At 70.3% G+C, this 18,316-nt stretch carries 17 protein-coding genes and 3 pseudogenes; 9 read left to right on the top strand and 11 right to left on the bottom strand.

What is annotated here, in order from left to right; all coding sequences use genetic code 11:
- The 4 genes from AB0M88_RS43915 to AB0M88_RS43930 form a co-directional block, all read right to left on the bottom strand.
- The coding region (locus tag AB0M88_RS43915) for a GAF domain-containing protein (RefSeq protein WP_364112535.1) at window positions 1–893 on the bottom strand (893 nt) is incomplete at its 3' end.
- Window positions 894–980: 87 nt separating this feature from the next.
- Window positions 981–2,570 carry a hypothetical protein gene (locus AB0M88_RS43920; RefSeq protein ID WP_364112537.1) on the bottom strand — a complete coding sequence of 530 codons (1,590 nt, stop codon included), beginning with the start codon at window positions 2,568–2,570 and terminating at the stop codon, window positions 981–983.
- Window positions 2,567–3,499 (bottom strand): ABC transporter ATP-binding protein, encoded by a 933-nt coding sequence (locus tag AB0M88_RS43925; RefSeq protein ID WP_364112539.1) that lies wholly within the window; start codon window positions 3,497–3,499, stop codon window positions 2,567–2,569. Before AB0M88_RS43925 ends, AB0M88_RS43920 begins: the two co-directional genes overlap by 4 nt.
- Window positions 3,496–4,134 (bottom strand): TetR family transcriptional regulator, encoded by a 639-nt coding sequence (locus tag AB0M88_RS43930; RefSeq protein WP_364112541.1) that lies wholly within the window; start codon window positions 4,132–4,134, stop codon window positions 3,496–3,498. The genes AB0M88_RS43925 and AB0M88_RS43930 overlap by 4 nt, the downstream gene beginning before the upstream one ends.
- Window positions 4,135–4,311: 177 nt before the next feature.
- Between AB0M88_RS43930 and AB0M88_RS43935 the strand changes: the two genes are divergently transcribed.
- Window positions 4,312–5,283, top strand: a complete 972-nt coding sequence (locus AB0M88_RS43935; RefSeq protein WP_364112543.1) for a family 43 glycosylhydrolase — start codon at window positions 4,312–4,314, stop codon at window positions 5,281–5,283.
- Between the two features lie 70 nt (window positions 5,284–5,353).
- On the opposite strand, the gene AB0M88_RS43940 is transcribed toward AB0M88_RS43935, so the two are convergent.
- The gene (locus AB0M88_RS43940) at window positions 5,354–6,319 is read right to left on the bottom strand and encodes a cellulase family glycosylhydrolase (protein WP_364112545.1); all 966 of its coding nucleotides are present in this window, start codon (window positions 6,317–6,319) and stop codon (window positions 5,354–5,356) included.
- A 432-nt stretch (window positions 6,320–6,751) separates the two neighbouring features.
- On the opposite strand from AB0M88_RS43940, the gene AB0M88_RS43945 reads away from it, so the two are divergent.
- Both AB0M88_RS43945 and AB0M88_RS43950 read left to right on the top strand, forming a co-directional pair.
- Complete coding sequence (locus AB0M88_RS43945; protein ID WP_364112547.1) at window positions 6,752–7,009, top strand: hypothetical protein; 258 nt, start codon at window positions 6,752–6,754, stop codon at window positions 7,007–7,009.
- A 181-nt stretch (window positions 7,010–7,190) separates the two neighbouring features.
- Complete coding sequence (locus tag AB0M88_RS43950; protein ID WP_364112549.1) at window positions 7,191–7,430, top strand: hypothetical protein; 240 nt, start codon at window positions 7,191–7,193, stop codon at window positions 7,428–7,430.
- Window positions 7,431–7,636: 206 nt separating this feature from the next.
- Here AB0M88_RS43950 and AB0M88_RS43955 read toward each other — a convergent pair whose 3' ends face one another.
- Window positions 7,637–8,239: a tetratricopeptide repeat protein gene (locus AB0M88_RS43955; protein ID WP_364112563.1), complete on the bottom strand. Its 603-nt coding sequence runs from the start codon at window positions 8,237–8,239 to the stop codon at window positions 7,637–7,639.
- Here AB0M88_RS43955 and AB0M88_RS43960 point away from each other — a divergent pair.
- Window positions 8,123–8,398, top strand: coding sequence for a hypothetical protein (locus AB0M88_RS43960; protein ID WP_364112567.1), 276 nt, complete (start codon window positions 8,123–8,125; stop codon window positions 8,396–8,398). The genes AB0M88_RS43955 and AB0M88_RS43960 overlap by 117 nt on opposite strands.
- A 30-nt stretch (window positions 8,399–8,428) precedes the next feature.
- Here AB0M88_RS43960 and AB0M88_RS43965 read toward each other — a convergent pair.
- The 5 genes and pseudogenes from AB0M88_RS43965 to AB0M88_RS43985 form a co-directional block, all read right to left on the bottom strand.
- Window positions 8,429–8,611 (bottom strand): annotated as a pseudogene (locus AB0M88_RS43965) (hypothetical protein); the annotation flags it as partial.
- 674 nt (window positions 8,612–9,285) lie between these two features.
- A pseudogene (locus AB0M88_RS43970) lies at window positions 9,286–10,077 on the bottom strand (NB-ARC domain-containing protein); the annotation flags it as partial.
- A 254-nt stretch (window positions 10,078–10,331) separates the two neighbouring features.
- Entirely contained in the window at window positions 10,332–10,529 is a 198-nt protein-coding gene (locus AB0M88_RS43975) for a hypothetical protein (RefSeq protein WP_364112551.1), read from the bottom strand.
- A 308-nt stretch (window positions 10,530–10,837) separates the two neighbouring features.
- A complete protein-coding gene (locus AB0M88_RS43980; RefSeq protein WP_364112553.1) occupies window positions 10,838–11,974 on the bottom strand; it encodes a hypothetical protein in 1,137 nt (378 codons plus the stop codon).
- Window positions 11,975–12,075: 101 nt separating this feature from the next.
- Window positions 12,076–14,484 (bottom strand): CHAT domain-containing protein, encoded by a 2,409-nt coding sequence (locus tag AB0M88_RS43985; protein ID WP_364112565.1) that lies wholly within the window; start codon window positions 14,482–14,484, stop codon window positions 12,076–12,078.
- A 406-nt stretch (window positions 14,485–14,890) separates the two neighbouring features.
- Here AB0M88_RS43985 and AB0M88_RS43990 point away from each other — a divergent pair, with 406 nt between their 5' ends.
- The 5 genes and pseudogenes from AB0M88_RS43990 to AB0M88_RS44010 form a co-directional block, all read left to right on the top strand.
- Window positions 14,891–16,063: a S8 family serine peptidase gene (locus AB0M88_RS43990; protein WP_364112555.1), complete on the top strand. Its 1,173-nt coding sequence runs from the start codon at window positions 14,891–14,893 to the stop codon at window positions 16,061–16,063.
- A 40-nt stretch (window positions 16,064–16,103) separates the two neighbouring features.
- Window positions 16,104–16,679 (top strand): sigma-70 family RNA polymerase sigma factor, encoded by a 576-nt coding sequence (locus AB0M88_RS43995; protein WP_364112557.1) that lies wholly within the window; start codon window positions 16,104–16,106, stop codon window positions 16,677–16,679.
- Complete coding sequence (locus tag AB0M88_RS44000; RefSeq protein ID WP_364112559.1) at window positions 16,666–17,136, top strand: carboxypeptidase-like regulatory domain-containing protein; 471 nt, start codon at window positions 16,666–16,668, stop codon at window positions 17,134–17,136. Before AB0M88_RS43995 ends, AB0M88_RS44000 begins: the two co-directional genes overlap by 14 nt.
- A gap of 96 nt (window positions 17,137–17,232) precedes the next feature.
- A pseudogene (locus AB0M88_RS44005) lies at window positions 17,233–17,379 on the top strand (SDR family oxidoreductase); the annotation flags it as partial.
- A gap of 116 nt (window positions 17,380–17,495) precedes the next feature.
- Window positions 17,496–18,316 (top strand): SAM-dependent methyltransferase (locus AB0M88_RS44010; RefSeq protein WP_364112561.1); only part of this gene is annotated, 821 nt, incomplete at its 3' end.

Below are 18,316 nucleotides of genomic sequence, written 5' to 3' on the forward strand. Positions count from 1 at the left end.
CCGGCGTCGACCCCGCGGCGATGGCCGGGGCCCCGGGGGGGTGCGGGGGGGGCCGGGGGGGCTTGGTAGCGGTCCCGGGTGTGGGCGTCGCCTGGCTCGAGTACGACGCGATCGAGGGGCAGGTGGCCGAGCAGGTCGAGGCAGGCCGGGGTGGCCAGCGTCCGGGCGGAGACGTTCATCGCGACGTAGCCGGACACGTGGGGGAGATGGGCGGCGGCCTGCCGCAGCGCCAGAATCTCCAGGTGCTCCCGTTGCCCGATCGCCTCGGCCTCGGCGAAGACGACGTCGGGCGGCTGGTTCCACTGTTGCGGGAAGCGGGAGAGAGCCTCGGATCCGACCCGGTGCCCGGTCGCCAGGTCGACGATCGGTTGCAGCAGGACGACCGGCCCGCCGTCGTCGATCAACGGCTGGAGCCGGCCGCCGATCTCGGCGTTGCGGCGCCGTTTGCGGACGTCGGGCTCGAGAAGCATGGCGGCGGCGTGGGCCAGCACCTCCATCAGCGCGCGGTCGCGGTCGGTCAGCTCCTTCTCGGCGGTGAACCCGGCCGCGCAGAACGAGCCGTAGACCGAGCCGTCGCTGAGCAGGACGGGCACCGAGACGAAGCTGCGGACACCCATCTGCGCCCCCGGCAACCGCATCGCGTCGGGAAACTCTTCGACGTCCGGGATGACCGACGGGAGGCGCCCGTCCATGACCGCCTGGCAGAAAGACGTCTCCTGCGGTTGCGTGGCGCCGTCGCTCAGCGGGGCCGGGGAGGCCGATTCGACCACTTCGAGGTGCTGGGTGAGGCCGTCCATCCGGCTCAGGAACGCCAGGCTGAGCCCCAGCGACCCCTTGGCGGCGCGCAGCAGGTCAGCGATCTGCTGCGCCGTGTCGCCACGCTCTTTCACCATGACGTCTCCTCGTAGCGCGTCCGTCCCCGTACTTTCACTATCGACCGCGGGCGCTCTGCTCCTGAGGGCGACCGGGGCGGGGTGTCATCAGCGTTGCGGCAGGTCGCGGCGGCGGAAGGCGACGAATCCGGCCAGCACCAGCACGATGGCGAGGCCGCCCAGCACGGCCAGGCCGCCGGGGTCGGCCGTTCCCAGCGGAGGGTTCCCGGCCTGCGTTGTGGGTGCGAGGTCGAGCACCCACTGTGCCAGCTTCAGGCCGGGCCCGAGGAGGGCGAGGAACGCTGCCGCGGCGTACGCCGCCCAGGTGAGCCCGAAGCCTCGGGGCCAGAAGCCGAACAAGGCCAGCGCGAGCCCGGCGAACACCAGTTCCGCCGGCAGGTAGTCCAGGGCGGCCCGCATGACCGGGCCGGACTCACCGGTGTTCCCGAGCGACCACGCGGTCGACAGCGCGAGAACCGCTGACGAGATGACGACGAGGAGCACCAGCCCCGCCCCGATGACGCTGCCGTGGATCGCCAGCCAGCGGAGGCGGGAGAGCGTGCCGGCGAGCCGGACCTCCAAGCGGCCCTCGGTCTCCTCGGTGCGGAGCGTGCCGATCGCCTGGACGACGTACCCGGCGGCGATGATCGCGAGGTAGAGCTGGGTCGCGGCGACGAAGCCGTCCCGCGGCCGTCCACCGCCGACGCCCATGGCCTCGGCGAGCGCGTCGTTGCCGGCCATCGCGTCGAGCAGCTGCCGGCTCAGCGAGCCCATCATGGCGGTGAGCAGGATCCCGCCCGCGAGCCAGCCCACGGTCGCCGGCCGGTGGATCCAGATCGCGAAGCCGACCGGCCGTCGCCGGAGCCGAGTGGCACGTGCCCGGCTCGGGCCGCGGCTCAGCAGGGCGCTCCCGACATCGCGGCGAGCGGCCAGCCGGACGGCGGCGCCGCCCGAGGCGACACCGGCGACGGCCGGGATGAGGAGCACCCACCACCGCTGCTCCCCGAACGGTGCCGTCTTCTCCGCCCAGCCCAGCGGCGACAGCCAGGTCAACCAGCCCGTCGTCGTGTCGCCGACGCCGCGCAGAACATACGCCGCGGCCAGCGCGATCAGGCTTCCGGTATAGACATCGCGGGTGTGCGGCACGAGTTGCGCCAGCAGGGCGGCGAATCCGGCGAACGTGAGGGCCAGCGCGCCGAGCGCCGCGCCGTAGAGGATCGATCCGGACACCGCGACGCCGCAGGCGGCCAGTCCCGCGCCGAACAGAACGGACGTGAGGACCACGGCCGCGGTCGCGACGATGAGGGCCGACAGAACCGGCTGGTGCCGGGCGATCCGGCCGCCGAGGACCGTTTCGAGGCGGCCGGACTCCTCCTCGCGTCGCGTCGAACCGGCGATCAGCCCGATGCCCAGCAGCGGAAGCAGGAACGAGGCCAGGAGCCCGAACTCGTCCTGGATCACCCCGCCCAGAGTGTCGATGCCTTCGACGTGGCCGTTGATGGCGGCCAGCGCGCGGCCGGACGTGACCGCCGCGGCGTACGTGTGAATCTTGGCGGGGGTGTCGTAGAGGCCGGCGACGGCCGCCGCCGTTCCGATCATGCCCGCGGCGAGGGCCAGTACCCAGACGAGAATGCCGCGACGGCGGGTGCGCCAGACGATGTCGGCCATGACGCCCAGGCCGTGCCGGTGCGCGCTCATCGCTCGGCGCCGGCGAGCAGGTCGGCGGCTTCCCCGTACGTGCGCAGGAACAGCGCGTCGAGACTCGGCGGTGTGACGGTCAAGGTCTGGATCCGCGCGGCGTGCAGCCGCCCGATCCCGGCGTCGAGGTGCTCCGCGTCGATCGTGAACCTGATGTCGACATGCCCGTCCAGCCGTTCGGAGAGGTAGCCGGCCACGCCGTCGGCGCCGTCCAGGCCCTCGGGTTCCGCGGCGGTGACCGCATGCACGGACGTCTGCGTGTGGCGGCGCAGATCGGCGAGGCTGCCGGTGGTGACGGTGCGGCCCCGGCGGATGATGCTCACCCGGTCGGCCAGCGACTCCACCTCGCTGAGGATGTGGCTGGACAGCAGCACCGTGACGCCGTCTTCCTTCCGCTCACGCACGCACTGCTGAAATACCTGCTCCATCAAGGGGTCGAGTCCGGACGACGGTTCGTCCAGTACGAGCAGGTCGGCCTCCGCGGCCAACGCGGCCACCAGGGCGATCTTCTGGCGGTTTCCTTTGGAGTAGTCGCGGATCCGCTTCGCCGGATCGAGATCGAAGCGCTCGATCAGGTGTTCGCGGCGCTTCTCGTCGACTCCGCCGTGCGTGGCGCCGAGCACGTCCAGGCACTGCCGGCCGGTCAGGCCGGGCCACAACGCGACATCGCCGGCGACGTACGCGAGGCGCCTGTGCAGCTCGGCGGCGGCCCGCCAGGGATCGGCGCCGAACAGGCCGACGCGACCGCCGGTGGCCCGGATCAGTCCGAGCAGGATGCGGATGGTGGTGGATTTGCCGGCCCCGTTGGGGCCGAGGAAGCCGTGCACCTCGCCCGGGCCCACGGTCAGGTCCAGGCCGTCGAGGGCACGGACCTTCCCGAAGGTCTTGACGAGTCCCTGAATCTGAATGACGGGGGTGTGGTCGGTCACGAGGGTTCCTCCCCGGGTGCGCCCGCGAACGCACCCTCGGTGTAGACGGCCGCGACCTCTTTGGCCCAGCGGGTGATGCCCTCCGGAGTCAGGGGATCGACCCCGATGGCGGCCGCGACCTGGTTGCGCAGCAGGATCAGCGCAAGGTCGTTCACCAGCAGAAACGCGGCCCGGACGGCCGGGTCCTCACCCCGCCGGGCGGCACCCTTCTCGGTCATGGCGTCGAGCAGCCGGCGGGTCAGGGCGTACCAACGACCGAACAGCGCCGCGCCCGCCGGGTCGTTGGTGAGCATCAAGCGGCGCAGGTAGGCGGGCAGCGGGGAACCGTGCGGAAAGGCACGCGCGAACATCTCGGCCACCGAGCCCCAGCCGTCCCCGGTCAGCGCCTCGGCCAGGGCCTGGTCGTCCATCGCGAACAGCGAGTCGAAGGCCTGCGCGGCATGGTCGTCCACCGCCGCGCGCAGTCCGTCCTTGCTGCCGAAGTGATGCACCACGAGCGCTGGTGACACGCCGGCCGCCGCGGCGATCTCCCGGACCGTGACGGCATCGGGCCCGCGCTCGGCGAACAGGCGCAGGGCGGCGTTACGGATGTTCGCTCGTGCGGTGAGGTCGCCGTCGTCGGTCGCTGAACTCATGTTCAGCATACTAAACGCTTGTACAGCCCAGTCAAGTCGACCGCCCGCGGCGTCCCGCGCCTGAGCGAGTTTGAACGCTTCTGCCGACAAGGTTCCGGATTGTGGCGCCGCCGATGGCCGGGCCGTTACGAAGGTGACATCGACAAGCTCTGATCTCTGCCTTGAAGGAGCAGTGGTATGAAACGACTGATCGCCGTCCTCGCGGCAGTCCTGGGTGCCCTCGCGGTCGCCCAACCGGCCCAAGCCGCGACGGTCACCCGTTACCCCGGCACCGTCTGGTATGACACCTCGGGCAACGTCATCCAGGCCCACGGCGGCGGCATCACCAAGGTCGGCAGCACCTACTACTGGCTCGGCGAGGACAAGACCAACGGGTCGCCCTTCCAGAACATCAAGTGCTATTCCTCGACCGACCTCAAGAACTGGGCCTTCGTCCGCAATGTCCTGACCCGCCAGTCCAGCGGCGACCTCGGGCCGAACCGGATCGTCGAGCGGCCGCATGTCATCTACAACGCCGCCACTTCGACGTACGTCATGTACATGCACATCGACAACGCCAACTACTCCGAGCGTAAAGCCGGTGTCGCCACCAGCGGCAGCGTCTGCGGCGCCTACACCTACCGCGGCAGTGCCAAGCCCCTGGGCCACGACAGCCTCGACGACAGCCTCTTCCTCGACGGCAGCACCGGCTACTTCATGAGCGAGGACCGCACCAACCAGAAGCTCCAGATCTACCGCCTGTCCGCGGACTTCCTCAGCATCTCGGCGCTGGTCAAGACTTTGAACCAGTACGAAGCCCCGTCCATGGCCAAGATCGGCAGCACGTACTACATCTTCGGCTCGCACCTGACCGGCTGGTCGACCAACGACAACCAGTACGCCACCGCCGGCTCGATCACCGGCACCTGGTCGTCGTTTCGAAGCTTCGCCCCGTCCGGCACGAACACCTGCAACTCGCAGGCGACCTGGATCATGCCGGTCGCCGGGTCCAGCCGGACCAGCTACATCTTCATGGGCGACCGGTGGAACTCGGGCAACCTCACCGACTCGCGATACATCTGGGAGCCGTTGACGATCAGCGGCACCACCGCGTCGATGGCCTGCCGCGACTCCTGGACCATCGACGCCTCCACCGGCGTCACCGGCTGAGGAGAACCACCAGGGGAGCAGGCGATACGCGCCAGGGTCATCGACGGCCCTGGCGCGTACCCAGCTTTTTTCAGAGGCCCCAGCCGTACCGGACACGGTCGCGTCCGGACGCGTTGCGTACGGTCAGGGTGAGGTTCGTTCCGCTGCCGCCCATGGAGAACATCGAGTATGGGTCGTAGCCGTTGGCGCCCGGCTTGCCACCCAGAGCCGGCCAGTACGCCCCGCCCATGTTGTTGTCACGCATGACCTGCGTGACGCCGCGGAGGTAGGTGACGAAATTGGTCGTGTCGGTGCTGCTGCCGTAGTTGAGGCCGTTGTCCATCTGCGCGCCGAATTCCGTCACGACCGCGCGGGAGGCGCAGCTGCCGAGCCGGGTCTTCATGAGATCCTGCCATCCCGCGGTGTCGTGCGCGCCGTAGAAGAACGTGTAGATGTGGAACGCGAACAGCGTCGAGCTGAAGCGGCTGTCACCGCACAGGTCGCGGAGATCCTGGCTGTAGCCGGTGCCGCTGATGAGCACCCGGCTCTTGTTGGCACCGGTGTGCGTGGTGAGCCAGCTTGCCGCGAGGTTGCGCCAGTCCGCCGACGAGTAGCCGTGCGGCTCGTTCATCGGCTCGAGGTAGACGTTGCCGTTGCCACCGTAGGCGTTGATCACGGTGGTCCACATGGAGTTCCACGCGCTCACGTTCGTGATCTTGCCGCCGGAGGCGTTCTGGTCCTCCCAGTAGCCGAGGATCACTTTCCAGCCGCGGCCGGTGGCGGCGTCGATGGTGCCCTTGTAGCTGTTCCACCACGAGGTGCCCACCGTGGACGCGTTGACCGGCAGCCGGACGGTGTTGACGCCCATGGATGCCATGTCGTCGTAGAGCGCGTTGGCCTTGGCTTTGACGGTCGCGTAGCTGTCGGACGAGCTCAGGCCCCGCAGCACGAGCGTTCCGGTGCTGAAGTTGTCGCCCAGCACCGCCCAGTTCATGCCTTTGAACTGATTGGTGGCCGCGCTGGCCGGCGATGGGAGGCTGACGGCGGCGATCGGCATCAGCGTCAGTGCGGCCAGGGTGCTGACGACGGTACGCCGGAGCGACCGCCGGCGAGGCGCCGATACCCCATCACTTCCAGAAACATCCTTGGTAATTCGGGACTTGGTGCTCTGCCGGTTCGTCACGGCTCGTCCTTCCTGACGGGGGGCTGTCGCCAGCGGTGCGGATCCGTGCCGTGCGGCCTGATCGGCGCACCGCTTCGCAACATTTCGGCAAAACTCTAGAAATTCGATGGGAGCCGGATCCATCATCCGAGCCGATTCGTTCAGACCCAGTCAAAGACGAACGTCGGTGCTAGCGTCGTCGCCGCCATCGGCTCGCTGTTCGCGTGGGGACAATGGCGGCCCGACGGGCTGAAGGAGCCGAGGATCCGATGACATGGCAGATGCACTCCAGCTGACGGTCGAGCGGCCGGCGATCGTCTCGGCGGCGTGGCGGCGCTCCGGGCCAGTGGCGCGTTCGCTCAGGTGGAGGCGGTCGGCAACGGCGGGTACTGGCGGCTGACCACCGAGGACTGGCGGGACTTCGGGCAACCCGTGGCCGAACCCGTCTTCCCGGTGCTGGCGCCGGTGTTGTGCCCGGGCGAGCCGCTGCCGGACGCGCCAGACGATCCGCCGTTCTACGTGCCTCGCCGTAACGCCGCCGAGCTGCAGGGCTCACCGTCAAGGGCTATTCCGGCCGAATCCTGATGGCCCGCACCGGCGGCGGACCCTATTCCGGCGGCGCCTCGGCGCTGTTCGAGGAGGACCGCGGTGGCGGCTGGCACTGGATCCAGCTCGACGGCGATGCGCCGGCGGGCTGAGCGAGTCGGTCACCGTCACTGGGGCGCCGGCTATTTCGGCGTATGTCCTGGACAGTGATGTCGCCGACGTGGAGGCGCTGACCCCGAGCGGCCGGCGCTGGCACACGTACCTGCATCCGGAGGTCGCGGCGCGGGACGGCGCGCCGCGCCTTACCGAGACGCCGGATGTGGTTCTGCGGGCGGCGCTGGACTGGTCCGGCCGGGCGGGCTTGACCGCCGCCGTCCGCGACGTGCTCACAGCGCACGGCTCGCTCGCAAAGGACACGTTCGCCGAGTTGGTCGGCGCCCTCGGAGTGCCGCGAGACTGAGCCGATGGACACCTGCTGCATCGCGGCGCGGTTGGGGCGACGACCCCCATCTTCAATGAAACTGCGTTGATCGGGACCGGTGTTAACGTGTCACACGACCCCAATTGTCCTCTGATTCCGAACGATCGGATTCTCGTCGCCTCAATCACTTCTCGCTGAGTCCCTGGGCTTACGGCGGCTGACCCCGCGATGACCTAGATCGAGGATTACCCGACCCTGCCCGAGAGAAGGCGCCTGAGGAACTTGCGCCCGTTGGCATTGCGCGCTTGGACCTCCCACCGGGCGAGGTCGCTGCAGGTGGTTACGGTCTCAGGGTGATCGGGGCCAAGAATCTGTCGCTGGTGAGTGAGAAGGTCTCGCAACTCCGAAACGGCACCGACCGCGTCTCCTCCCTCCCCCCGCCAGCAGGCGAGCATGCGGCGTGCGGCCAGCGTGTGTGGGTGATCTGAACCGAATATGCGCAGTTTGTCATTCAGCAAGTCATGCATGTCGATTATGGCGTCGCCCCGGTTCCCTGCATACGAGCGCCACTGGGCGAGGTTGCCGCGGGTGATCAGGACGTCGGGGTGATCGTCGCCGAGTATCCGCACCTGGTCGGGGAGTAGGCGTTCATAGGCGACTACGGCGCTCGCTGCATCGCCAGCCCGGCCACGCCAGAAGGCCAGGAATCCGCGAGTGTTCAACGTGTCGGGATGATCTTGGCCGAGAATCCGGAACTGCTCCCTGAAGAGGTTCTGCAGGGCTTCAACAGCACCCTTCGCGTCACCCGATCTGCCCCGCCAACGAGCGAGATGATGACGAGTCGTCAGGGTGTCGGGGTGCTCTTCGCCGAGTATCCGTACCTGATCATCCAACAACAGGCGCAGACCCGTGACGGCACCGCTCGCATCACCGGCCTCTCCTTGCCAGCGGGCGAGATGGTGACGAGTGGTCAGCGTGTCGGGGTGGTCGGGGCCGAGGACTCGTAACTCGTCGATAAGTAGATGCTCATAGGCAGCGGCGGCGCCCGAGGCGTCGCCGGCCTCCGCGCGCCATCGGGCGAGGTGTTGGCGGGTGGCGAGGGTGTCAGGGTGATCCGGGCCAAGTACGCGTAGACCGTCAATGAGTAGCTCTTCAAACGCGACGGCGGCTCGCTGGACGAGACCGGTTTCACCGAAACTCTGGCCAGCACGGAACAGCACCGGGTGGGCCTTGGGCAGCAGCAAAATGTCGCCGGCGTTGTGGCGTAGGCCGCGGCGTTTGCCCGCAGCATCTCGCTGCGCACCGGGTTGCGTTCGATCACCGGCCAAATGCGAATAAGTGCGTCGGCGGCGGCCTGGGCTGCGGCAGCGAACTGACGGGCTACGGTCCCTTCGCGCGTGACCCGCTGGACGAGAGCGTGGACTCGGATCGTTCCGGCTTGCCGGTCATAGGTGACAAGATTAAGACGATGGAGAGTGTGCAGCGCTTCGTTTACGCCCTGCTCATCGGCCTGAGACGCGACGGTGCCGTTGCCACGATTGCTGCCTAGGTAGCCCAGGACCGGTTCAGTACTGAATAGCTCGGCAGGGACGTTGTTAGCGTCCAGGATCGCGGCGATCGCCAGTACCGGACCTGCCAAACCTCGAGGAGCGGCGTCGTTGGCGGCCTCGATGGAAAGCGACCAGGTTGCCGCGACGGTGGTCCGATGGTCATCGGGAAGGGCATCCTCGTGCGGGACGAGATCGGTCAGGTGATTCATTCGATCGGCAAGTCGCAGGCGATAAGTGGCGGCATCGAGGCCTCTGTCGCGGATGAACGCCGCGGCCTGTGCCACCGCAATGGGTAGCTGGCCGAGATCTTCGGCGAGAAGTTCCACATCGCCGTTGCGGGTGCGCTCACCGAGGGCGCGGGTGAGGTAGTCGACCGACTCGCGGGCGGTAAATAGATCGACTTTCACAAGGGTTCGGCCATCGGTATGCAGGACGGCATCGCGGCGACGGGTGGTCGCGATTGTACGGCCACTGGGGTTTCCTGGTGGCCACCAACCTGCCGCATCGGCCGGAGCGTCCAGGTTGTCCAACACGATCAGCCAACTCCGACGCGTACGTTCCAGCCAGCCCACGAAGCGCGCGGCAGCGCCTTCGGGCGAGCTGTTCGCATCGGCTAGCCGAAGCTCACGTGCTGCCTCGGCATAGGCGGCGACGATCGCGTCCTGGCTTGAGGCTACGACCCACACCAGCACGTCCAGCTCGGCTGCGGCAACCATCCGGCGAGTGAACTGAGCAGCCAACTGGGTTTTGCCGACACCGCCCATTCCGGAAAGGACCTGTGTTAATACCGCGGTATGTCCCATCTGGGCAGCCTTGGCTAGGTCGGTACTTACCTGTCGGTTCTGAAACCAGGCCGCTTGCGGTGGAATCCGACCCACCTGCACCAGGCTCTGCGCTGACAAGCGCTGACGAACAACCCGGCGTGCATCGCGACGGTCGAGAACAATCGAAGTCAATGCGAACACGGCGGCCAGGATGCCTGCGACCCAACTGGCCTGCTCCATGCCAGCCCACCCAAGGTGGGGCAATCGCCAGACTGACGGCCGCCGCCACGCCAAAGCCCCTGCGCCGGCGAACACGAGCGCCATGATCAGCAGCATCACCCGAAACCGCCGCCGAGGTCGCTTGCCGAACATTCGAGTCACTGCACCATCATCGGTGCTCCATGCCAATAGCCGGACGATCTGGGAATAGCGATTCGGAGCGTGCGTTAGCCGCCTGCTCCTTGCTCTTCGTGCTCTGGCCCGCTTCGGTCTGTAGAGGTGGGTAGTGATCTGGTCGGCGCTGAGTCGTCTGGCGATGTCGAGGTGGAAGCCTGTGTCGTTGTGCCGAGTGGCTTCCTCGGCCAGTTTGAGAACGTGCCGAGTCGAGTCGGCGCCGCTCGTCCGAGTCACGCTTCTGCGCGTGTCGACGGAGGCGACGCGAGGGCGGCGTAAAGCGTGCCCGGCCCGAGCGTCACCCCGACCTGCTCGGCGACATTGGTCGTGATCGCGTAGCCGTGCTTCGCCCCGTCGGCCAGGCTGGCCAGGACCAGCAGACCCGAGCCCGGCCAACGACCCAGTTCGTCCGCACGCCTTACTCCGTCCACCGCTCTATCGCGCTGATTACTACGCCGAGCGATTTAGCGCTCGATTCCGGACGCCGCCGATCTCCCCGTCGGCGCGGTGCATGCTGGCAATCCGGAGCGGCGGGCATCACGTCGGTCGCCGCCGGGCGGATCTGCCAGAGCCACCGGCCGGCCGCCGACCCCTGCACCGCGGGCCGGCGAGGGCCCTGGCGGCGTAGTGGCTGGTCTCGGCGCTAGTGGACGGAACCGCCCGTCGTAGGTGCGCGAAGGACGAGTTGGCGGAACTGCCCGGGGGCGGCGGACGCGCCGAGTCCCCCGGGCAGTCGTGATCACTGCGGTCCGTTGATCGCGGCGATGCAGGCCACCACGCCGCCGCGGGCGTTGTTCACGGTCGAGACGAACCGGAACGAGTTCGATGTGAAGTCGACCCGGGTCTTGCGGGAGTCGTACATGTCCCGGTAGAGCTTCGACAGATCGTCCGGCGGCGTGTCCAGCCAGCGGGCGTTGGTGCCGTTGTCGCTGGTGTACGGCACGGCGAACATGTGCGCCCAGCTGAGCGACGACGTGGTCGAGGTGAAGACGGCCACCCCTTCGGCGCCGCGGAAGCCGATGTTGCGATCGGCGAAGTAGAACCCGGCGAAGACGATGTTGTCCGGGTCGCCGGGGCCGAAGCTCACCCGCTGCTTCAGTTGCAGCGTGGGGGAGTCGAGCCCATCGGAGTTGTCCTGCATGAAGTTGACCATCTCGCCGTGCTCCATGTGCAGGTTGCCGCCGGCCTGGTCCCACCGGGCGACGGCGAAGTTCTCGTCGGTGTTGTTGATGACGACGCCGAGGATCTTCTTCGGGTTCTCGTACAGCAGGTAGAAGAGCAGCGCGGCGAGCACCACCACGACGGCGGTGATGGCGGTCTTCATGCCGATGCCGGTGATGCCGAGCTTCATGGCCGCCAGCAGCTTGGATCCGGCCCGCAGGGCTTTGATGACCCCGACCGCCATGGGTACGCCGACCGAGATGACGGCGCCGGCCGCCATCTGGGCCACGAGCTGGCCGACGGTGGTCGACGTGGCCATCAGCTCGAACCGCTTGGTCAGGGTGAACACGTAGTCGTACACCTTCTGCCCTTCGTACCCCTGGAGGGTGAGGGCGTCCTTCTCGGAGATCGCCATGTTGGGTTCGGGCTCGATGGCACCCGGCACCGCCGGCAGACCCAGCAGCCACGCGATGGTCGGGTTCTCGGCCGGGTCGGTCGGGTCGGACAGGAAGTCGTTCAGTTGCTCGCGGTCGGCGCGGTCGAGGATGCCCTCCAGCAGAAGCCCGGCGGCGCGGCGGATCCGTTCCGGCTCGGGAACGGCCGGTGAGGTGAGGATCGGCAGCACGTCCACACCCAGCGTCTCGCGCAGGTTCGCGCAGATGCCGAGGGCGAACTCGTGCGGGTTGTCCGCCGTGTACGCGGTCAGGTCGGTCACGGTAGCTCCGTTCGGTTCGTACCGCCCGGCTGTCGGGCGGCTCCCGGCAGACGCCCCGCTACCGTCCTCCTGATACCGACGGTCGGATGCTTGACAAAACGTCAGGCCGCGGCCGATCCGACTCCGAAACAGCTGAACGCGGCCGCGCTGACCGTGTCCTCATCCAGGCCCGTCCCGGCCGCGATCTGGGCCTGGGCCAGGGCTTGCGCCGGGCCGTCTCCCGCGGCCAGGCGCCGGTGCACTGCGATCATGAGTTCCGCCGTCGCCGCGTCCTGGGCCGGAAGAACGCTGGCCAGCACCGTACGGGTGCCGAGGCCGAGCAGCGCCGCGGTCAGCCCCATCAGCTCCTCGCCCGGATGGACGGCGGACAGCCCGCCGTTGCACGCCGACAGGACGACTGTCCGAGGTGGACGGGGCAGCCGTTCCAGGTCGAAGACGGTCAGCGGGCCGTCGGCCAGGTGGAGATACGAGAACATCGGATTGTCCGCCCGGAACGTGCCGTGGGCGGCGACGTGGGCCAGCGGGGCGCCGTCGAGGGCGGCGCTGACGGCGTCGACCGTCGCTTCGGCCGCGATCAGCGTGGCCGCCGCGGGGATCGCCGGCGCCAGTCGCCGGATCTCCTCGTCCGCGTGCCGCAGCCCCGGGCCGGCCACGAGCACCGGCGGCTTGTCCGGCCCGGGCGCCGGTCGTCCGGTGGCGGATTCACCGGCGGCGAGCCAGCTCGACGCCGACGGCGCGATCGTGACCGGCCGCCCGCGGCAGGTCGGCAGCAGCGCCCACGGCGTGGCGTGCAACTCGCCCACCGGCACCACGATCAGTGGGCCGGCGCCGAGGCGGAGACGCAGCGGCCCGAACAGGAAGTCGTCCAGGTGGCGCAGCGCCGACCGGGCCGCCTCCCGGGCGGCCGCGCGGGAAACCGCCGTGCCGTGCCGGTGGACGATGCGGCGCAGCGCGAAACGCAGGGCTTCGAGCTCGCGGCCGAGCTCCGATACCGGCCCGAGGCGCCGGCAACGGAAGCCGGCGGCGGAGACCACCACGGCGTACCGGATGTCGTCGATGTCGAGCAGCTCGACCAGGGTCGCGTCGCCCAGCCGGTCGGGCAGTCGCCGCAGCGAGTCGCCGGTCTCGCGCGAGGCCGCCGAGGCGTCCGCGGCCTGCCAGCTGCGCCGGCGGATCCGCTCCTCCAGCAGTCGCTGTTCGCGCAGCAGCGCCGGCAGGCCGGTGGTCGCGCTTTCGGCTTCCGCGTGCACCCGGCGCAGCTGGGCGAGATCCGCGGCCAGCGCGCTCTCGTCCGGCGGGCGGGTCGGGCGCCGGCGCAGAGCGGTCGCGCGCCACCGTTCGGCCCACCACAGGATCGACCGGGGCCGGCCGCCGCGTACGGCCAGCCGGAGTCCGGCGGTGGCGAGATCGGTGGCGTAACCGCCGGTGAGCGTACGCAGCTCGGTGGCGCCCAGCGCGGCGCTGTACCGGCGCAGCACCGTCATGCCGGCGAGCAGGGCACGCCGCGCCCCCGCGGTGTCCCCGGTGGCCTCCCGCAGCAAGGCTTTGGCGTGCCAGGCCCGCGCACGCAGGTGCGCGGGACCCCGGCGGCCGGCCGCCTCGACCGCGTGCAGGTCGGCGGACGCGGCCCGGAGCAGGCGGGTGGCGTGAGCGGGTTCGGCGGCGGCCCGCGCGAGGGCGAGCCGGGCGGCGTGCAACCGGGCGTCGAGCGCCGGGGCGGCCCATCCGGCCGTGGCGAGCGCGGCCGCCACCTCGCGGGCCCGGCGCAGCCGCGTGTCCTCGGGGCCTCCGCCGGCGCGAAGTTCGACGTATCGGGCCAGCGCGGACCAGGCCGGCCGTTGCTGGCGCGCGAAGGCCCGGCGCGCGGTGGCGGCCGCGGCCCGGGCCGCCGTCACGTCACCGGCGGCGAGGGCGGCCTCGGCGACCATCAGCTGTGCCTGGGCCTCGAACAAGCCCATCCGGCTCGCCTTCGCCGCCTTCAGCGCCGCACCGGCGGTCGCGCGCGCCTCCGGCAGCAACCGCGCGTCCAGCAACAGTTCCGCCCGGTCCATGAGCGCCACCGCCGGGCGCGAGGTGCGGGCGAAGTACTCGTCGGCGCGCTCGTACCAGCGCAGCGCCGCCGGCAGGTCGCCGGCCCGGGCCCGGGCGAAGCCGAGGTTGTGCCGGACCTGGGCGAGCGCGGCGTCCTGCCCCAGCTCCGCGTACCGGTGTTCGGCCGCGAGCAGGTCGGACTCGGCCTGCCGGACGTGGCCCCGGTACGTGTACAGCACGCCACGGTTGGTCAGCGCCCGAGCCTCCCAGAGGGAATCGCCGAAGCGGCGGAAGTCGGCGATCGCACTCGTGTAGCCGGCCATCGCCTCATCGAATCGGCTGAGCCGATCCAGGATCAACGCCCGCTGCATCGTCAGCCGGGCCGCCGGCAGCCCCTGCAGTGCCGGTGCCGCCGCGTCGATCTCCCGCAGCGCCCGGTCCGGCCGCCCGGCCTCGGCCAGCACCAGGGCCAGGCTCATGCGTGCCTCCGCGGCCGGCCGGGCCAGGCCGCCGGTGTCCGCGAGCCGGACCGCGCGGCGCAGGTGCCTCAGCGCGGCGCGCGAGTCGTTCAGCTCGCGTGCTGCCAGCCCGAGCGCCCGTTCGGCGACGCATTCCTCGGCTCGATCGCCGGCCGGCCGGGCTCGGCGTCCGGCGTCGAGCGCCAGCTCGCGGGCGCGACGGGGATCGGCCTGTACGACGTGCAGCGCGGCGGCTGCGGGGCTGCCGGACGGTTGGTTCACGCGTACCGCCACGCTGCGATCGTGCCACAGCGGATAGCTGTCCGGAAGCTGACGCCTACCGTACGTATCAGCGTCGATGGGGTGACCGTCCGTCCCGCCGTACCCGAACCGACCGGCCGGCTTTCCACCGAACTGGAGTGACGAGATGCCCGCACCGCAGGACCCGCTGAACAGCTACCGCACCCGCCGGCAGGCCCGGCTCTCCCGGCTGCCGTGGCTGCGGCCGGCCACGGCCGGTTACCCGCCGGCGTGGTACCGCGCCGACGAACTGCTGATCACTCTGGAGGGCCGGGACCACGTGATGCGGTTCCTGCACGGCAACCCGGCGTTCCCGGATCCGCAGGGCGACGAGGAGGTGACGCCGGGTGTGTACCGGCTGCACGTCCCGGGCATCGACGTGCTCGCCGCCGTCCGAGGCATCCATCGCGCGCTTCCCCAGGGCGTACGGGTGGCCAGTCCGCACCACGTCTTCCAGGCCAGTCCGTTCAACCATGGTGGACCGTACGGTCCACCGGCGCCCGCGGCGCCCACCGCGCTGGCCGCACCCGCGGCGACCGGTGGCAGCAGCCCGGTCGCCGTCTCGATCATCGACACCGGGCTCTGGAGCCGGACCCCGCTGCCCAGTACGTTCCTGCGGGCGAACGGCGTCGAGTACGAGGAGGCCACCGACGTGGATCGGGACGGCGTCCTCGACGGGGACGTCGGGCACGCCAACTTCATCGGGGGCGTCTACGCCGCGCACGCCGTCGAGTCGCGGCTGAGCGTCGTCAAGGTGCTGGACACCTTCGGGGTGTGCACCGAGGCCGACGTCGTGGCGGCGCTGGCCCGCATCGATCCGGGAACCCAGATCATCAACCTGTCGCTCGGCGGGTACACCATCGACAACCAGCCGCCCCTGGCGGTCGCGCAGGCCCTGCGGACGGCCCTGTCGGGCCAGGACCGGGTGGCCGTGGCGGCCGCCGGCAACGACGGCAACAGCACCGATCCGTTCTGGCCGGCCGCCTTCGCCGGAGCCGGCGCCTCGTGGAGCGACCAGATGGTCGCGGTGGCCGCGCATGACGGGCAGCAGCTGTGCGACTGGAGCAACACCGGATCATGGGTGACACTCGCGGCGCCGGGTGCCGGCATCCGCAGCACGTTCATCGACGATCCGGTCTTCCCCCAGGGCTGGGCCACGTGGAGCGGCACCTCGTTCGCGACACCGCACGCCGGCGCCGCGATCGCGAAACTGGTCACCGGTGCCGGTCCGGTGGCGGCGCTCGCCGGCCTGAAAGCCGCCCCGCACGCCCGCATCGGCGGCTGCCCGGCGCTGACGTGAACGATCCACATAGGCCATCGCGGGACTAGGCTGTGGTGTCATGGATCACGACGTAGTCGCCGTCTCGTTCCATGCCGCGGCGGCCGGCGATCAAGGGGCCTGGAACAAGATCGTCGAACGGTACGCCGGCCTGGTCTGGGCCGTGGCGCGCAGCTTCCGGCTCAGCTCGGCCGACGCGGCCGACGTGAGCCAGGCGGCCTGGCTGCGGCTGGTGGAACGCATCGATCAGGTACGCGACGCGCAGGCACTCGGCTCGTGGCTGGCCACCACGACCCGCAACGAGGCGGTGAATCTGATGCGCAAGCGGCGGGACGTGCCCGTGGCCGAATTCGACGCGACCGCGATGCCCGGCGAGGAGCAGGAGGACCCGTCCTACGGGGTCGTCACGGCCGCCCGCGACGAAGAGCTGTGGCAGGCGTTCCGCCGCCTGCCCGCGCGCTGCCAGGAGATCCTGCGCGTCCTGGTGGTCGAGCCGGCGGACGGGTACGCCGCCGCGGCCGCCGCCCTCGGCATGCCGATCGGGTCGCTCGGCCCGTCGCGGTCGCGCTGCCTGGCCAGTCTGCGTAACGACCTGCATCACTCGGGAAGGGAAGGCGCGGCCAGTGACCACGAGTGACGACGAACGTTTCGGCGGCGACTCCGACGACGAGCTCGCGGCCCGGCTCGGCCGACTGCTCGGCGAGATGGATCCGGTCCCCGATCAGGTCGTCGAGGCCGCGGGCGCGAGCCTCGGCTGGCGTGCGCTCGACACCCAGCTCGCCCGGCTCGTCGCCGAGAGCCTGGAGACAGCGGGCGCGGTGCGGGGCGGCGGGGTGTGGCTGCTGACGTTCGAGGCCGACGGTCTCACGCTGGAGATCGAGGTCAGCCGCTCCGGTGACCGGCTGCGCATCGTCGGGCAGGTAGTCCCGCCGCGGAGCGCCCGGCTCCGGGCGGAACAGCCGGGCACCACGACCGAGGCGACCGCCGACGAGCTGGGCCGCTTCTCGATGCCCGACCTGCCGGCGGGGCCGACCCGCTTCACCTGTACGGCCCCGGGTGTGAACATCACGACCGAATGGACATTGCTGCGCTGACCTCGATGATGGCGTCGACCGGCCCCCTAGCGGACGGTCCGCTCGGCCGCCGCGCTCCCGGAGTGGCCGCTCCGGCTTCGCGTTACGCCCGATCAGGAACCGGATCAGGGGGCGGCGGAACCGGAGGAAGTGGCCGCGGCAGTGCTGTGCCTGGTCTCGCCGGCCGGGGCGTACGTGACCGGGCAGACGCTGCCGGTCGACGGCGGCTGGGTCACCACCGCCCCGGCCCTGCCCCTCGGCTGAACTTGTCGTCGACAACGCGGCGCCGGAGATCGATCACCGTCACCGGGCACTCGACCGGGCCGTCTCCGTTCCTTAAGCTCTCCGGAACCGAACCGTGGCGCTGAAAGGACGAGTCGATGGCCGAGCGCGACGATCCGGACCTGGCGGCCCGGCCGGAGTTGCACACCGATCGCCCCCATCCGGCCCGCGTCTACGACTTCCTGCTCGGCGGCAAGGACAACTTCGCCGCCGACCGGGAAGCCGCCCGCAAAGGCCTGCAGGCCAACCCGGACAGCCGGATCCCGCCCCGCGAGAACCGGCTGTTCCTGCGCCGGGCGGTACGGTTCCTGGCCGAGCAGGGCATCGATCAGTTCCTCGACATCGGCACCGGAATACCGAGCGCCCCCAACGTGCACCACGTCGCCCAGCAGATCAACCGCCGGGCCCGGATCGTCTACGTCGACAACGACCCGATCGTGCTGGCTCACGCCCGCGCGCTGCTGACCAGCCATCCCGACGGCCGCACCGACTACATCGACGCCGACCTGCGCGACGTCGACACGATCCTCGGCTCGGCGCGGCTGAAGGACACGATCGACCGCGACCGCCCGGTCGCGCTGCTGCTCTTCGCGATTCTTCACTTCGTCGGCGACGAGGACGATCCCTGGACCATCGTCGCGCGGCTCCTGAGCGCGTTGCCGTCCGGCAGCTACCTGGCCCTGTCGCATCTGACCGGCGACTTCCGTCCCGAAGCCTGGGCGCAGGTGGCGGAGGTCTACCGCCGTCAGGGCGTCACCATGAAGGTCCGGTCGCGGGCTGAGATCGAGCGGTTCTTCACCGGGCTCGAGCTGGCCGATCCGGGTCTGCGCGTCCTGCCGGCCTGGCGGCCGGACCGGGCCGAGGGGGGCGGCGGGCCGGGGCCCGCCGACGCCCCGGTGTGGGTGGTCGGCGCCGGGGC

Origin of the sequence: Actinoplanes sp. NPDC051411 (assembly GCF_040682075.1) — a bacterium.
Classification (GTDB): Bacteria; Actinomycetota; Actinomycetes; order Mycobacteriales; family Micromonosporaceae; genus Actinoplanes.

Excerpts from the sequence above, each read along its gene's own strand:
- AB0M88_RS43985 (WP_364112565.1), bottom strand. The coding sequence starts at position 14,484 with ATGAGCCTGGCCCTGGTGCTGGCCGAGGCCGGGCGGCCGGACCGGGCG.
- AB0M88_RS43990 (WP_364112555.1), top strand. The coding sequence starts at position 14,891 with ATGCCCGCACCGCAGGACCCGCTGAACAGCTACCGCACCCGCCGGCAG.
- AB0M88_RS43940 (WP_364112545.1), bottom strand. The coding sequence starts at position 6,319 with ATGCCGATCGCCGCCGTCAGCCTCCCATCGCCGGCCAGCGCGGCCACC.
- AB0M88_RS43995 (WP_364112557.1), top strand. The coding sequence starts at position 16,104 with ATGGATCACGACGTAGTCGCCGTCTCGTTCCATGCCGCGGCGGCCGGC.
- AB0M88_RS43935 (WP_364112543.1), top strand. The coding sequence starts at position 4,312 with ATGAAACGACTGATCGCCGTCCTCGCGGCAGTCCTGGGTGCCCTCGCG.
- AB0M88_RS43960 (WP_364112567.1), top strand. The coding sequence starts at position 8,123 with ATGATCTTGGCCGAGAATCCGGAACTGCTCCCTGAAGAGGTTCTGCAG.
- AB0M88_RS43930 (WP_364112541.1), bottom strand. The coding sequence starts at position 4,134 with ATGAGTTCAGCGACCGACGACGGCGACCTCACCGCACGAGCGAACATC.
- AB0M88_RS43920 (WP_364112537.1), bottom strand. The coding sequence starts at position 2,570 with ATGAGCGCGCACCGGCACGGCCTGGGCGTCATGGCCGACATCGTCTGG.